The organism is Rhodococcus opacus B4, from assembly GCF_000010805.1.
Lineage (GTDB): Bacteria > Actinomycetota > Actinomycetes > Mycobacteriales > Mycobacteriaceae > Rhodococcus_F > Rhodococcus_F opacus_C.
The window spans coordinates 3,727,699-3,741,248 of record NC_012522.1 but is presented as its reverse complement, the minus strand read 5'-3'; the positions used below and the strand labels follow the sequence as shown (position 1 = coordinate 3,741,248).

Sequence of the window (13,550 nt, the reverse complement as noted above, 5' to 3'; positions counted from 1 at the left end):
TCAGGCAGGTTCGCGCCGGGTGTTGAACAGGACGCCGACCAGTCCGAGGCCGTAGAACGCCCCGCCGGCCAGCACCAGTGCGAGTGATCGGCCGTCGGGGGCTATCACGAGCGACGCCGCGGCGATCGACCCGATGAACGCCACGTTGAACACGGTGTCCTGAAGCGCGAACACCTGTCCCCTGCGGTCGTCCTCGATCTCGATCTGCATCGCCGCGTCGCCGCTGAGTTTGACGGACTGCCCGGCGAATCCGAGCAGCAACGCGCCGCACAGCAGCGACGCCTGCGTGAGGGTCGCGACGAGCGTGCACTGCACGACGAGGGCGAGGATCAGACCGCCGACGATGGTGCGGGACCGCCCGATCCGGGGTATGAGGAACGGGGTCGAGATCGCTGCCAGCAGCATGCCGGTGGCGGTGGCGCCGACGGCGACACCGAAGCCGGCCAGGCCGCCCGGCAGGGCGCTGACGGTCGCGGTGTCGCGCAACACCAGAACCATGATCAGCGTGTTGAGGCCGAAAACGATCCGGTGCGTACCGATTCCGATCATCGCGGTGGTGACGCCCGGCGAATGCCACACGGCGAGCGCGCCGTTCCGCAGTCCGGCGGCGACGGCGCGAACCGCTCCGTATTCGGGTTTCTCGTCGGCGTGCGGGCCGAGTAGTCGATGGTGGAAGCGCGACGCCGCGAACGCGGCCACCGCGGAACCGCAGGCCGCGGCCGCCACGGCGATTCCGGAGCCGCGATCGCCGGCGCCCACGAACGAAATGATGGCGACGGACGTCGCGGCCCCGAGTGCGGCGACGACGGAGCCGGTGGTCGCGAGCACCGAATTGGTGGCCACGAGCCAGGACCTGTGCACCACCCGCGGCAGCGCTGCCGAGACTCCCGCGAGGACGAACCGGCTCACGCCGATGGCGGCGAGGGCGAGCACGAGGAGCGCCGACTCACCGGTCCCGGTCTCCAGCAGCGCAGCAGTCACCAGAATCAGCAGTCCGCGCAGCACATTCGCCCACAGCAGCACACTGCGGCGGTCCCAGCGGTCCAGGAGCGCGCCCGCGTACGGACCGATCACCGAGTACGGCAGCAGCAGCACCGCGAAGCCGGCGGCGATCGCGACGGGATCCGTCTCCCGCTCGGGGTTGAACAGAATCGCGCCGCCGAGCGCGGCCTGGAACATGCCGTCGCCGAACTGACTGGCGAATCGCACGGTGGCCAGCCGGGCCAGCCCGGGTGACCGCCGGAGGGTGTACGCCGTTCTGTGCCACGCCTCGCGCCGGTCCCCGAGCTGTTTCGCCATTCACAGGACCCTATCCGGCGGCCGCGACCGACCTGTCCTGCCACCACCGGACGGTCTCCTCCGCGGCCCGGTCGAGTGGCGTCGGGGACAGTCCGAGCCGGGCCTCGCTCTCGGACGAGTCCATCACGAACGGCTCCTCGAACTGGTACAGCATCTCCGCGAGTTCGCGGCTCCCCTGGTGGACGAAACCGGCGCCGCGGATCGCCCAGCCGGGCAGGGTGCCCACCTTCGGAACGGAAACCCCCGCGGCCTTCGCGTAGGCCTCGACCATCTGCCGCTGGGTGACGGCAGGCGCGGTCGGTGCGTGCAGCACCGAGTTCCACAGCGCCGGGTCGTGGGCGGCGGCGATCATCGCGGCCGCGAAGTCGTGGATGTAGGTGAACGAGTGGGGCAGGTCGGCGGAACCGAGGACCCGCATCGTCTTGCCCGCGAGGACGACGGGCACCATGCGCTCGCCGGCGTGCGCGTTCAGCACCTGCGGTCCGAAGAAGTCGGACGCGACGACGCTGACGGTGGGTGTCGGGGACTCTTCGCGGGCCTTCAGTAATCGGGTCCGGACGCCGCGCTTACCGGAGTCGGCCGACCGCGGCGTGTGCTCGGTCATCGGCTGCCGAGACGCGTCGTAGGAGTAGAGGCTCTCGGGGAACACGACGACCGCGCCGATGTGCCCGGCGGCCTCGAGGACGGTCTGCTCGGCGGCCGGGAGTTCACGCTCCCAGGCGTCGGCGGTGTAGGCGGCGTGGATGCAGTGGTAGACGTCGGTCGCTCCGTCGAACGCCTCACGCAGCGCGGTGGCGTCGGAGACGTCGACCTTGCGCCGCTCGATCAGCGGATGGTCCGGACCGCTGCCCGAGCGAGTGAGGACCCGCACCCGTCGGCCCTGTTCGGCGAGCTGCCGGGCGACGGTCCAGCCGACGGGTCCCGCTCCGGTGACGATCTCGAGGTTCGACATTTCTGCTCCCGCTGAGTGAGTCGATTTCGGTGATTTGAGAGCACTGCTCTCTGTGTCATGTCGAGAATGCTCTCTCCCGCCCGTCGTGTCAAGAGCAGTGCTCTCGTTTGTTGACACTGCTCTCTGAAATTGCGACGCTGGACCTCATGCCAGGAACACCACGAGAGCGCGCCCGCGAGCAGACGTTGCAGGACATCACGAGGATCGGTCGCGAACAGCTGGCCGCGGTCGGGGGTGCGGCCCTGTCGCTGAGAGCCGTCGCGCGGGACCTCGGCGTGGTGTCGTCCGCGGTCTACCGGTACGTCAACAGCCGCGACGAACTGCTGACGCTGCTCGTCGTCGACGGATACAACGAACTCGGCGACGCCGCGGAGGCCGCGGTGGCGTCGGCGGTCGAGCCGCGAGAGCAGTTCCTGGCGCTCGGACGCGCGGTGCGGGAGTGGGCGCTGCGGGAACCCGCCCGCTACGGACTGCTGTTCGGGAGTCCGGTCCCCGGCTACCAGGCGCCCGGGGAGCAGACCACGACCCCGGGAACGCGGGTGATCTACGCCCTCGTCGGGATCTTCGACAACGCGTTCCGGGCGGGCAAGCTCGAGGCCGACGCGGCGGCGCCCATCGACGACCGGCTCGCCGCCGACCTCGACCGCGTCCGTGCCGAACTGGGCCTCACCACACCCGACCACCTGCTCGCCCGCGGTGTGCTGGTGTGGTCGGCGCTGTTCGGGGCAGTGAACTTCGAGGTGTTCGGGCAGTACGGCGCCGACACGTTCACCACACCGGGCGCGCTGTTCGAGCACCACCTCGCGGTTCTCGCCGAGACGGCGGGGCTGCCCGCGGCGTAAACCGGCGAACCGGACGCAGGTCGCGTCCTCCGTCACATCGCGTTCGCCGTGGTGGGATGATGTTCAGGTGGCGCACGCAGAAGAACCCGAAGATCGAACGGCGTCGACGGAACCGGTGGTCCGGCCCGGCAGCCTGTTGGTCTCGTCCACAGATCTCGTCGAACCCGCTTTCCGTCGCACCGTGATCTATGTGATCGAGCACAACGAGGCCGGAAGCCTCGGCGTGGTCATCAACCGTCCCAGCGAAACCGCCGTGCACGACGTGCTGCCACAGTGGGCGCCGCTCACCGCGCGACCGTCCGCGCTGTACGTCGGCGGTCCCGTCAAACGTGACGCCGCACTGTGCCTGGCGACCCTGCGCACCGGCGCACAGGCCGACGGCGTCCGGGGTCTGCGCCGGGTCCACGGCCGCGTGGTGATGGTCGATCTCGACTCCGACCCCGAGGTCGTCGCCCCGCTGGTGGAGGGTGTCCGGATCTTCGCCGGCTACTCGGGCTGGACGTACGGTCAGCTCGACTCGGAACTCCAGCGCGACGACTGGATCGTGATCTCGGCGCTCGCGTCGGACGTGCTCGCCCCCGCCCGGGTCGACGTCTGGGCGCAGGTGCTGCGCCGGCAGCCGCTGCCACTCGCCCTGCTCGCCACCCACCCCATCGACGTCGAGCGCAATTAGACACACCCCGCACAGGTCCCTGGGCTGTCGGGGACGGGTGGTATCAACAGAGGTGGGGAACGAGTAGTGAGGAGGACAGCACACGTGATCGATATCTGCCACGGAACATTGATCGTGCACACGCTCTACGGAGCCGAATGCACCGACGAGTCGTGCGTCGAGTTGTCCGAGGTCCGGCACGCACTGATCATCGACTGCGACGAATTCGGTGACTGCGTGTGCTCGGCGGAGTTCGCCGAGCAGTGGCGTCACGCCTCCTGAGAATCCACCTCGAGAGACACCCCGACCTCCGACAGCCGTCGACTCAGTTTCGGGAGATGGCTGCCCGGCCAGTACAGCTGAGCGCAGTCCCGGCACCGGCTGAACTGGTGTTCGTTGCGCGCCACCCCCGGCGGCGCCTCGGCGAGTGCGTCGTCGCGGGGAATCGGCGCGAGTAGCCCGTTGCATCGCGCGCACCGCGTGAACGGCGTGATCCGCGACCGAAGATCGAAGCGGTCCAAGACTTCTCGCAGCTGCCGGCGTGGGTCCGTTTCGTGCAGGAACGCCCCGTGGGTGACCGCAGACCTCTTGAGCAGTCCCGTGTCGCGGGTCAGAAGGATGCGATGCTCCGCCAGGGAGATGTCCACCAATTCCGTGTCCGCGAAGTCGTTGCGGTAGCGGGTGTCGAAGCCGAGGAGACGGAGGTAGCGGGCGAGGCGGCCGAGGTGCACGTCGAGCACGAATGTCGGGTTCCGCAACGGCCGGGGGCGCAGTTTCGTCACCCCGGTCAGATCCAGCCGCTCGAACACGGGGTACACCGCGATGCGTTCGCCGCCGCGCAGGAGGTGTCCGAAATCGACCGACACCTCGTCGACGAGGATCAGATCCACCTCGGTGTGCGGGACGCCCAGCGCCTCGATGCGGTCCTTCACCGAGGGTGTGCCGTCGAATCGGTGCTCGAAGGTGCGCTTGCGCTGCACCGGCGGCAGAAAGTCGTTCAGCTCCTCGTAGAAGCGGAACTCGCAGTGGCGAAGTGGTTCGGGCATCGGCGTTTCACGTCCTCAGGCCACCGTACCGGCCGCCGCGGTCTTGCCCTTCGTGCGGACGCCCAGCACGGCGACAACGCCGCACAGGACGGCGCCGATGATCGCGAGTTCGAGGACGGCCACGTGCATGCCCTGGACGGTGATGGCGATGCCCGCGCAGATGGACGGCACCGCGAGTCCGACGTAGCCGACGGTGAAGAACGCGGCGAGCGTCCCGCCCTGGGCGTCGGGGGCGTGCTCCGCAGCGGCGGCGCCCACCGCGCGCATCGCACCGGCGAACGAGAGTCCGTGTCCCACACCGACGACGACGGTCACGGCGCACACAAGGGCGAGGGACGGTGCGAAGTCGACGACGAGTAGACCGACCATGCCGACGCCGACGGCGCCGATGCCCAGCGTTCGGCAGAGCACGGGTCCGAGTCGGTTGGCGACGAGTTGCGCGGACACCGAGCAGACCATGACCAGAGCGGCGGCACCGCCGGCGACCACCAGGTTGCTCACGTCGAGCAGGTCGATGATCCACGTCGGGACCACCGACTGGAACAGGCCGACGGCGCCCCACGCCAGTGCGACTCCGAGGGAGGACAGCCAGAACACCCGGCGGAGGGGTGCGGGGACGTGCGGCACCTGGAACAACTGGGTGGGGCGTGACTGTCCGCCGGTGGGTGCGGGGAGCAGCAGCACCAGGATCAGCGCGGGCAGGAGCGCCAGCGCGAACAGCACGTACGGCAGGACCAGGGCGTGCGGAAGGTACTGCGCGACGGCGCCGCCGAAGAGCGGGCCGAGCGCCGCGCCGAGTGCGGTGGTGAGGGTCGCGGCGAGACCGGCGCGGCGAAGGTTCCGGGTGGGTTCGTGCTCGATCAGGGCGGCGGAACCGGCGGCCGAGCAGGCGCCGACGGCGATGCCCTGGGAGATCCGGCCGAGGAACAGCCAGATGGTCGAATCGGCGAACGCGAGGAGCACGGCGCCCAGCACGCTGAAGAAGATCGCGGCCAGCAACACGAAGCGGCGTCCGAGCGCGTCCGACAGCGGGCCGAAGAACAGCAGCGAGGGAAGCAGTCCGGCGACGTAGACGGCGAAGATCAGCGTCTGGACCAGCGGGGTGAAGCCGAATTCGTGCCGGTAGAGCGAGTACAGCGCCGTGGGCATGTTGGAGCCGAGGAGCAGGACGACGAGGAGATAGTTCAGGCCGTGGAAGTGGCGGCCGGTGGTGCGGGCGGCGGCGGTCGGGAGGGTGTCGGCGTGAGCGGTTGACGTGGACGTGTGGGGTCGCCTCCTCGGGCTGTCCGAATACGTGGCTTCGAAATACATGGGACGTCCTATGTAGTTTAGGCGGACCGGTCGGGCCGGGCGAGCCGGCGAGGTGTGAGGATGGGTACATGACGGTGGTTCGGCGCGAGTCCGCGTATCAGCAGTCCCTGGACTGGATGCGCGGGAGAATTGCCGACGGCGACTGGAAGGTGGGCGAGCGCATCCCCACGGAACCCGAGCTGATGGCGCTGCTCGGGGTGGGGCGCAACACTGTGCGCGAGGCCATCAAGACGCTGACGTCCACCGGAATCCTCGAGATCCGGCGGGGGTCGGGGACGTTCGTGCGGGCACGCACCGACCTCGGCGGTCTGCTCGGACGGCAGGTGGCGGTCGCGGAGATGCTGAACGTCTTCGAGGTCCGGCGGGCCCTCGAGACGGAGGCCGTCCGGCTGGCGTGCGGGCGCCGCACCGACGACGATCTTCGGTCGCTGTCCGCGCTACTCGAGGAACGACAGCGCACGGCCGACGAGGCGTCCCGATTCGCGGACGCCGACCTCGCGTTCCACCTCGGGGTCGTGGAGGCCGCGCACAACCCGGTGCTGTCCGACCTGTTCGCGGGAATCCTCGAACCCACCCGCGCCACGTACGACTTCACCGAGGGCGTCCACTCGCCGTCGCTGACCACCGACGACCATCATGCCGTCGTCGACGCGATCGCCGCCCGCGACGAGGACGCCGCCGTCCGGGCAGCCCTGCGCTACCTCGACCGCGTGCTCGAGGCGGTGCACCAGGCCTCCGGCCCCGTGCGTGGTTAAGGAGTCTCTGCACTCCTCAACCACTCACGGGCGGCGGAGCCGCCTGTCGGCGAAACTGTTGAGTGCAGCGGCCATATCCTCGGCCCGTGGGCTGGTGACGGTCAGGCGGTCGCCGCACGCGGTCGTGACGATCACGGCGGGCCCGGTCCTCGTCACGACGCCGTAGTTGCGCCTGCCTTTCACCTTCAGTCCCCAGCCGCCGAAGTCGTCGAACGGTTTGACGACGTCGACGCGGGCGCCCTCGATCTCCTCGATCCCGTACTGCAGCGCGGTCATGCCCATGTTGACCACCCGGATGCCGGTCCGGTCGACGATCACCCGGAACCGGAGCAGGCTGACGATCAGCATCCCCACCGGAACGAACACCGCGAGCGGCCACCACCCGTCGACGAGCAGGCAGACCGCGAGCGCGGGAGCGACCCCGAGAATCAGGAGCAATATCAGCGACCCGAGGGTGCCGAACCCGACCGTGTCCGCGACGGTCGCCGGGTCGCCGGCGCGCGGCAACCGTGGGTCGGGGGGGTCGGTCGCGGCGACCCGGTCCCGATAGTCGCGGAGCAGGGCGGCGCCGATCAGACCGACGACGCCGCCGGCCACGACGCCGAGGCCGAGCGACCACAGTGGAAGGTCGGTGGTCGCGGGGTCGGTGACGTCGAGTTGGACGGAGAGCAGTACCACCTGCACCGTGAAGATGAGGCCGACCACGGACAGCCCGACGACGAGCATCGTGCGCCGCATCATCAGCATCGCCTGGGCGAGGGAGGCGACCGCGGAGCAGCCGCCGCCGAACAGGACGGTCACCAGGGCGAAAGTCCAGGCGCTGGACATCGGGGTGGAGAAGCCGTCCGGCGAGGTGGTGGTCCAGTGCGTTGCGATCTGCGCGGGGAGTCGCGGTTCCCAGACCTTGGTGAGGATCACCCCGGACAGCGCGGCGATCACCGGGAGCAGCAGGCCGAAGACTGCGCCTGCGGGGTCGACGACGCGCGAGGATTTCACCGGACGGGCCGTCGCCTGCCGGTCAGGACGGCTGGCAGGCGCCCTTCAGGGTGCACGCGCCGCAGGAACTGCCGCATCCGCCGGTGTCGGCGGCGGGCACCGAGGCGGCGGCACGGGCACCCAGCGATCCGCCCGTCGCCGCGGTGAGCGCGGCGGCCACGACGCTGACGAGGACGGCCCCGATTCCGAAGACTCCGCCGATCAGGATTCCGGCGATTCCGCCGATGACGAGGAGCCCGGCCGCGGCGAGCAGGGTGGGCCCCGCGACCTTGTTGGCCAGCGCAAACGTCTGATCGTCGCGCATCGTCTCGGGGGTGCGGACACCCGCCCACCGGTTGCGCGGGAGGCGCTCGGCGAGGCCTGCAACGGCGACACCGGAGACGGCGACGGCGAGCACGAACAGCACGACGGAGGCAATCAACACGTGACCAGGATACGGCGGTCCCGGACGCGCAGGTGAGCCCGGGTGGGGTGAGGCTCTACCCTGGTTGTCGGTATCCCCCCTGATCCGGAATGTCAGCCAAGTAGATAGCGACCACAGTGACCGAGCACGTGCAGCCCGCCAACCCGTCCGACGCGACCCCGCAGCACCGCTACACCGCGGAGCTCGCCGGCCAGATCGAGCAGCGCTGGCAGGACCGGTGGAGCGAGGAGGGCACGTTCGACGCGCCCAACCCGGTCGGCCCCCTCGCCGGCGACGTTCCCGCGGACAAGCTGTTCGTGCAGGACATGTTCCCGTACCCGTCGGGGACGGGCCTGCACGTGGGCCACCCGCTCGGCTACATCGCCACCGACGTGTTCGCCCGCTACCACCGCATGCAGGGCCACAACGTGCTGCACACCCTCGGCTACGACGCGTTCGGTCTGCCTGCCGAGCAGTACGCGGTGCAGACGGGCACGCACCCGCGGACCACCACCGAGGCCAACATCGGCAACATGAAGCGGCAGCTGCGTCGCCTCGGGCTCGGTCACGACGAGCGCCGCACGTTCGCGACCACCGACGTCGACTTCTACCATTGGACGCAGTGGATCTTCCTGCAGATCCACGACGCGTGGTTCGACAAGGAGGCAGGCAAGGCCCGGCGCATCTCGGAGCTCGAGGCCGAGTTCGTCTCGGGTGCGCGCGCCCTGGAAGACGGACGGGACTGGGCGTCGCTGCCGGCGACCGAGAAGGAAGCGGTCCTCGACTCCTACCGCCTCGTGTACCACTCCGATTCGATGGTCAACTGGTGCCCCGGTCTGGGCACCGTGCTGGCCAACGAGGAGGTCACCGCCGACGGTCGCAGCGACCGCGGAAACTTCCCCGTGTTCCGTAAGCACCTGCAGCAGTGGATGATGCGCATCACCGCGTACTCCGACCGCCTGGTGGACGACCTCGAGTACCTGGACTGGCCGGAGAAGGTCAAGACCATGCAGCGCAACTGGATCGGGCGCTCGCACGGTGCGCAGGTGCGGTTCGATGCGAACGGTCACGGCATCGAGGTGTTCACGACGCGGCCGGACACGTTGTTCGGTGCGACGTACGTGACGCTGGCGCCGGAGCACGAACTGGTGGACGAGATCGTCGCGGCCGCGTGGCCGGAGGGTGTGGACGCCCGCTGGACCGGCGGTGCCGCAACGCCCGGCGAAGCGGTTGCAGCATACCGAAAGTCGATCGCCGCCAAGTCGGATCTGGAGCGGCAGGAATACAAGGAGAAGACGGGCGTCTTCCTCGGCACGTACGCCGTGAACCCCGTCAACGGTCACAAGCTGCCGGTATTCATCGCCGACTACGTCCTCACCGGCTACGGCACGGGCGCCATCATGGCCGTCCCCGGTCACGACCACCGCGACTACGAGTTCGCCACCGAGTTCGGTCTCGACATCGTCGAGGTGATCTCCGGCGGCGACCTCTCCAAGGACGCGTACACCGGTGACGGCACTATCGTGAACTCCGACTTCCTGAACGGCATGTCCGTCACCGACGCGAAGAAGGCCATCACCGACCGGCTCGAGGCGGACGGCACCGGCAAGGGCACCATCCAGTACAAGCTGCGCGACTGGCTGTTCGCGCGGCAGCGGTACTGGGGCGAGCCGTTCCCGATCGTGTACGACGCCGACGGCAACGCGCACGCCCTGCCGGAATCGGCTCTGCCCGTGGAGCTTCCGGAGGTCGAGGACTACGCACCCGTGTCGTTCGATCCCGACGACGCGTCCTCGGAGCCCTCTCCCCCGCTGGCGAAGGCCGTCGACTGGGTCAACGTCGAACTCGACCTCGGCGACGGACTGCAGACGTATCGCCGCGACACCAACGTGATGCCGCAGTGGGCGGGCAGTTCGTGGTACCAGCTGCGCTACATCGACCCCACCAACCCGGACGTGTTCTGCGACAAGGAGAACGAGCGGTACTGGACGGGTCCGCGGCCGGAGATCCACGGGCCGAACGATCCCGGCGGCGTCGACCTGTACGTCGGTGGTGTCGAGCACGCGGTGCTGCACCTGCTGTATTCGCGGTTCTGGCACAAGGTGCTGTTCGACCTCGGGTACGTCAGCTCGAGCGAGCCGTACCGCCGCCTGTACAACCAGGGTTACATCCAGGCCTACGCCTACACCGATGCGCGCGGCGTGTACGTGCCCGCCGACGAGGTGGAGGAGAAGGACGGCAAGTTCTTCCACCAGGGCGCCGAGGTCAACCGCGAGTACGGGAAGATGGGCAAGAGCCTCAAGAACTCCGTGTCGCCGGACGACATCTGTGAGGAGTACGGCGCCGACACGCTCCGCGTGTACGAGATGTCGATGGGCCCGCTGGACACGTCCCGCCCGTGGGCGACCAAGGACGTCGTCGGTGCGCAGCGCTTCCTGCAGCGCGCCTGGCGTGTCGTCGTCGACGAGGAGTCCGGGGCCGTGCGCGTCACCGACGACGCCCCGACGGAGGACACGCTGCGCGCGTTGAACAAGGCGATCGCCGGTGTCGGTGAGGACTACACCGCACTGCGCGACAACACGGCCGCCGCCAAGCTGATCGAGTACACCAACCACCTCACCAAGGCGTACCCCGCCGGTGCCCCCCGCTCGGCGGTGGAGCCGCTGGTGCTCATGCTGGCACCGTTGGCCCCGCACCTCGCGGAGGAACTGTGGTCGCGGCTCGGCCACGAGAAGTCGCTGGCGCACGGCCCCTTCCCGGTTGCGGAGGAGAAGTGGCTCGTCGAAGACACCGTCGAGTACCCGATCCAGGTCAACGGCAAGGTCCGCAGCCGCGTCACCGTCGCCGCCGACGCCCCGCGTGAGGAGATCGAGAAGATCGCCCTTGCCGACGACAAGATCGTCGCACTGCTCGACGGCAAGGATCCGCGCAAGGTCATCGTCGTGCCGGGGAAGATGGTCAACATCGTCCTCTGACGGGCACAGCACAGCCGGAAGCCCATCGCGGTCACGAAAAGTCGTGACGGCGATGGGCTTCGGTGGTGGATCGGGAGTGTGGACTCATCCGGCCTTCGCGGCGCGTGCGGCGGCGGCGAACTCTGCCATGGTGGGGAATTCGAGGGCGTAGGTGTACTCGTCGGAGGGTTCGGGAGTGGCTCCCCAGCCCGGCCGGTCGTGGCGACGGTTGATCCACACCGAGGGCAGACCGTGGCGCTTGGCGGGCACGTGATCGTGAAAGAGGCTCTGCGCCACGTGCAGAAGACGCTCGCGGGGAACCCCGAGTTCCTCGAGCGCGCCGTCGAGGGCCTCGAAGTGGTTGGGCGCAGGCTTGTAGGCCTTGACGTCCTCGGCGGTGATGACCTTGTCGAACTCGACTCCCAGGCGGGCATTGCTGCCGGCGAAGCCCGCACGGTGGACGTTGGACAGGATGATCAGCTTGTAGTCCCTCGACAGGGAGGCAAGTGCGTCGGCGGAGTCGGGGAACGCCGGCCAGTCGGGGACCGATGCGCCGAGCCTGGCTGCCCATTCTTCGCTGACGTCCTTGCCGAGCGTCTTCCCCGTGCGGCGGAACGCGTCGGCGAGAATCGTCGGGTAGAGCGCGCCCGGGGTGTCGCGTTCGGCCCGGGCTTCGTTGTCCGCGTACGCGAGGAGTAGTTTCTCGTCGGTCAGCGACAGTCCGACTTCCTTCGCCCAGGGTGCGAGGACGGCGGCGATGCCGGCTTCCCAGTCGATCAGGGTGCCGTAGCAGTCGAAGCTCAGGGCGTCGAAGTCGGCCAGATTCATCGTGATTCTCCTTGCGGTGTCGTCGCAGCGTCCTGACTCGGCACTTACGACGGTACTGCGCCGAGGAGGACGGCGCGTTCGGCGCGAGATGCACAGGCACCTCGGGCGCGCGGTGGAGAACTATGAGACCACCTGATCGGTGGAGCCGGTGACCGAGGCGGCCGGTGTCGTGTTCACGTCGGCTCGGTGCCGGGGTACGAGTGCGGTCAGTCCAGCCCCGGCGACGGCAGGGGCGGCGAAGGCAAGCAGCTGCCAGGTGGTGCCCGCTCCGGCGGCGACGAAGGAGCCGCCGTACGTCGGTCCGATGATGGCCCCGATACGTCCGACCCCGAGAGCCATGCCGAGGCCGGTGGTCCGGAATGCCGCGGGATAGTGACCGCCGATGAACGTGTTGAGCAGGATCTGGGTTCCGGTGGTGCCGACGCCGGCGAGCAGCACCAGCAGGTAGACGGCGGCGGTGGGCGGACCGGTCGCGATCAGGATCAGTGCGACTGCGGCGCAGAGGAATCCGAGTGCCGTGACGGGTTTGATTCCGTACCGGTCGGCGAGTGCGGCACCGCCGAGTGCTCCGATCGCGCCGCCGACGTTCAGCGTCAGCAGGAAGGACAGCGCGGCCCCGAGCGGATATCCGGCCGACTTCATCAGGGCGGGCAGCCACGTCGCGACACCGAAGAGCACCAGCAGACATACCAGGGTCATGCCCCAGAACAGCAACGTCGCGGCCGTCCGGTCGTGGCCGAACAGCGCACGCAGTCCGCGTTCGGGGTTCGGAACGGTCGAAATGGCGGGCTCGGGTTCGAGTCCGTACCGCGCGGCGATCGCCGTGGCCGCGGTGGTGCGGCCGCGGGAAGTCAGGTATGCGGGTGATTCGGGGAGATACCGGAGCATCATGGGCAGGAACAGCAGCGCCGGAACCAGCCCGGCCAGGAACATCGCCCGGAAACCGAACGCGGGCACGAGCCACAGGGACAGCACACCGGCCAGAATTCCGCCGATGCTGGTGCCGACGAATCCCATCGCGACCGCGCGTGCCCGGGTTCGACTGTGGGAGAACTCGATCAAGGTGGCGGCAGCGGTCGGCATGAGGACACCGGCGCCGACTCCTACCGCCATCCGACCGACACCGAACACCGCCGGGGTGGGCGCGAGTGCGCAGACACCCATCGCGGCGGAGAACACCAGCACCGCGGCGAGGAGGGTGCGGCGGCGGCCCCAGCGGTCGGCGACGGCGGCGGCGACCAGCGCGCCGACGAGCATGCCCACGCCGGCGAGGGAGCCGAGCATGCCGACGTCGGTGGCGTCGAGTTGCCAGGGCGCGTAGGTGAGGAGGGAGGGAACGACGGTGCCGTACATCAGCAGGTCGTACCCCTCGAGAACCAGGGCCATCAGGCAGAGCCCGATGACGGGGGCGGTGGTGGGGCGGGCAGTCATGGGTACTCCGCTCGACCGGGCGCGTCCGACGACCCGCGATGCGGCGGCGCCGTCGCGGGATCGGGTGCCCGGATGTAGAGG

General features: G+C 69.2%; 13 protein-coding genes. 5 read left to right on the top strand and 8 right to left on the bottom strand.

Annotation, left to right across the window (positions count from 1 at the left end; translation table 11 throughout):
- Both ROP_RS17050 and ROP_RS17045 read right to left on the bottom strand, forming a co-directional pair.
- Entirely contained in the window at positions 1-1,299 is a 1,299-nt protein-coding gene (locus tag ROP_RS17050) for an MFS transporter (protein WP_012690648.1), read from the bottom strand.
- A 10-nt stretch (positions 1,300-1,309) separates the two neighbouring features.
- Positions 1,310-2,251 (bottom strand): NAD-dependent epimerase/dehydratase family protein, encoded by a 942-nt coding sequence (locus ROP_RS17045; RefSeq protein ID WP_012690647.1) that lies wholly within the window; start codon positions 2,249-2,251, stop codon positions 1,310-1,312.
- Between the two features lie 146 nt (positions 2,252-2,397).
- On the opposite strand from ROP_RS17045, the gene ROP_RS17040 reads away from it, so the two are divergent.
- The 3 genes from ROP_RS17040 (at position 2,398) to ROP_RS17030 (ending at position 4,027) form a co-directional block, all read left to right on the top strand.
- A complete protein-coding gene (locus ROP_RS17040) occupies positions 2,398-3,093 on the top strand; it encodes a TetR/AcrR family transcriptional regulator (protein ID WP_012690646.1) in 696 nt (231 codons plus the stop codon).
- 67 nt (positions 3,094-3,160) lie between these two features.
- On the top strand, positions 3,161-3,766 hold the full coding sequence (locus ROP_RS17035) for a YqgE/AlgH family protein (protein ID WP_012690645.1): 606 nt from the start codon (positions 3,161-3,163) through the stop codon (positions 3,764-3,766).
- A gap of 84 nt (positions 3,767-3,850) precedes the next feature.
- On the top strand, positions 3,851-4,027 hold the full coding sequence (locus ROP_RS17030) for a hypothetical protein (protein ID WP_231868935.1): 177 nt from the start codon (positions 3,851-3,853) through the stop codon (positions 4,025-4,027).
- On the opposite strand, the gene ROP_RS17025 is transcribed toward ROP_RS17030, so the two are convergent.
- Positions 4,015-4,791: a Mut7-C RNAse domain-containing protein gene (locus ROP_RS17025; RefSeq protein ID WP_012690643.1), complete on the bottom strand. Its 777-nt coding sequence runs from the start codon at positions 4,789-4,791 to the stop codon at positions 4,015-4,017. The two genes, ROP_RS17030 and ROP_RS17025, sit on opposite strands and share 13 nt — an antisense overlap.
- A gap of 15 nt (positions 4,792-4,806) precedes the next feature.
- Complete coding sequence (locus ROP_RS17020) at positions 4,807-6,102, bottom strand: MFS transporter (RefSeq protein WP_012690642.1); 1,296 nt, start codon at positions 6,100-6,102, stop codon at positions 4,807-4,809.
- Between the two features lie 68 nt (positions 6,103-6,170).
- Between ROP_RS17020 and ROP_RS17015 the strand changes: the two genes are divergently transcribed.
- On the top strand, positions 6,171-6,857 hold the full coding sequence (locus ROP_RS17015; protein ID WP_012690641.1) for a FadR/GntR family transcriptional regulator: 687 nt from the start codon (positions 6,171-6,173) through the stop codon (positions 6,855-6,857).
- Positions 6,858-6,881: 24 nt separating this feature from the next.
- On the opposite strand, the gene ROP_RS17010 is transcribed toward ROP_RS17015, so the two are convergent.
- On the bottom strand, positions 6,882-7,853 hold the full coding sequence (locus ROP_RS17010; protein WP_012690640.1) for a DUF1648 domain-containing protein: 972 nt from the start codon (positions 7,851-7,853) through the stop codon (positions 6,882-6,884).
- 22 nt (positions 7,854-7,875) lie between these two features.
- Positions 7,876-8,277, bottom strand: coding sequence for an SdpI family protein (locus ROP_RS17005; RefSeq protein ID WP_012690639.1), 402 nt, complete (start codon positions 8,275-8,277; stop codon positions 7,876-7,878).
- 116 nt (positions 8,278-8,393) lie between these two features.
- On the opposite strand from ROP_RS17005, the gene leuS reads away from it, so the two are divergent.
- Positions 8,394-11,231, top strand: a complete 2,838-nt coding sequence (leuS, locus tag ROP_RS17000) for a leucine--tRNA ligase (RefSeq protein WP_012690638.1) — start codon at positions 8,394-8,396, stop codon at positions 11,229-11,231.
- 84 nt (positions 11,232-11,315) lie between these two features.
- Here the strand turns inward: leuS and ROP_RS16995 are convergent, their stop codons facing one another.
- Positions 11,316-12,038 carry a haloacid dehalogenase type II gene (locus ROP_RS16995; protein WP_012690637.1) on the bottom strand — a complete coding sequence of 241 codons (723 nt, stop codon included), beginning with the start codon at positions 12,036-12,038 and terminating at the stop codon, positions 11,316-11,318.
- Positions 12,039-12,158: 120 nt separating this feature from the next.
- A complete protein-coding gene (locus ROP_RS16990) occupies positions 12,159-13,469 on the bottom strand; it encodes an MFS transporter (RefSeq protein WP_012690636.1) in 1,311 nt (436 codons plus the stop codon).
- Between the last annotated feature and the right edge of the window lie 81 nt (positions 13,470-13,550).

Excerpts from the sequence above, each read along its gene's own strand:
- ROP_RS16995 (WP_012690637.1), bottom strand. The coding sequence starts at position 12,038 with ATGAATCTGGCCGACTTCGACGCCCTGAGCTTCGACTGCTACGGCACC.
- ROP_RS17015 (WP_012690641.1), top strand. The coding sequence starts at position 6,171 with ATGACGGTGGTTCGGCGCGAGTCCGCGTATCAGCAGTCCCTGGACTGG.
- ROP_RS17020 (WP_012690642.1), bottom strand. The coding sequence starts at position 6,102 with ATGTATTTCGAAGCCACGTATTCGGACAGCCCGAGGAGGCGACCCCAC.
- ROP_RS16990 (WP_012690636.1), bottom strand. The coding sequence starts at position 13,469 with ATGACTGCCCGCCCCACCACCGCCCCCGTCATCGGGCTCTGCCTGATG.
- ROP_RS17040 (WP_012690646.1), top strand. The coding sequence starts at position 2,398 with ATGCCAGGAACACCACGAGAGCGCGCCCGCGAGCAGACGTTGCAGGAC.
- ROP_RS17025 (WP_012690643.1), bottom strand. The coding sequence starts at position 4,791 with ATGCCCGAACCACTTCGCCACTGCGAGTTCCGCTTCTACGAGGAGCTG.
- ROP_RS17045 (WP_012690647.1), bottom strand. The coding sequence starts at position 2,251 with ATGTCGAACCTCGAGATCGTCACCGGAGCGGGACCCGTCGGCTGGACC.
- ROP_RS17050 (WP_012690648.1), bottom strand. The coding sequence starts at position 1,299 with ATGGCGAAACAGCTCGGGGACCGGCGCGAGGCGTGGCACAGAACGGCG.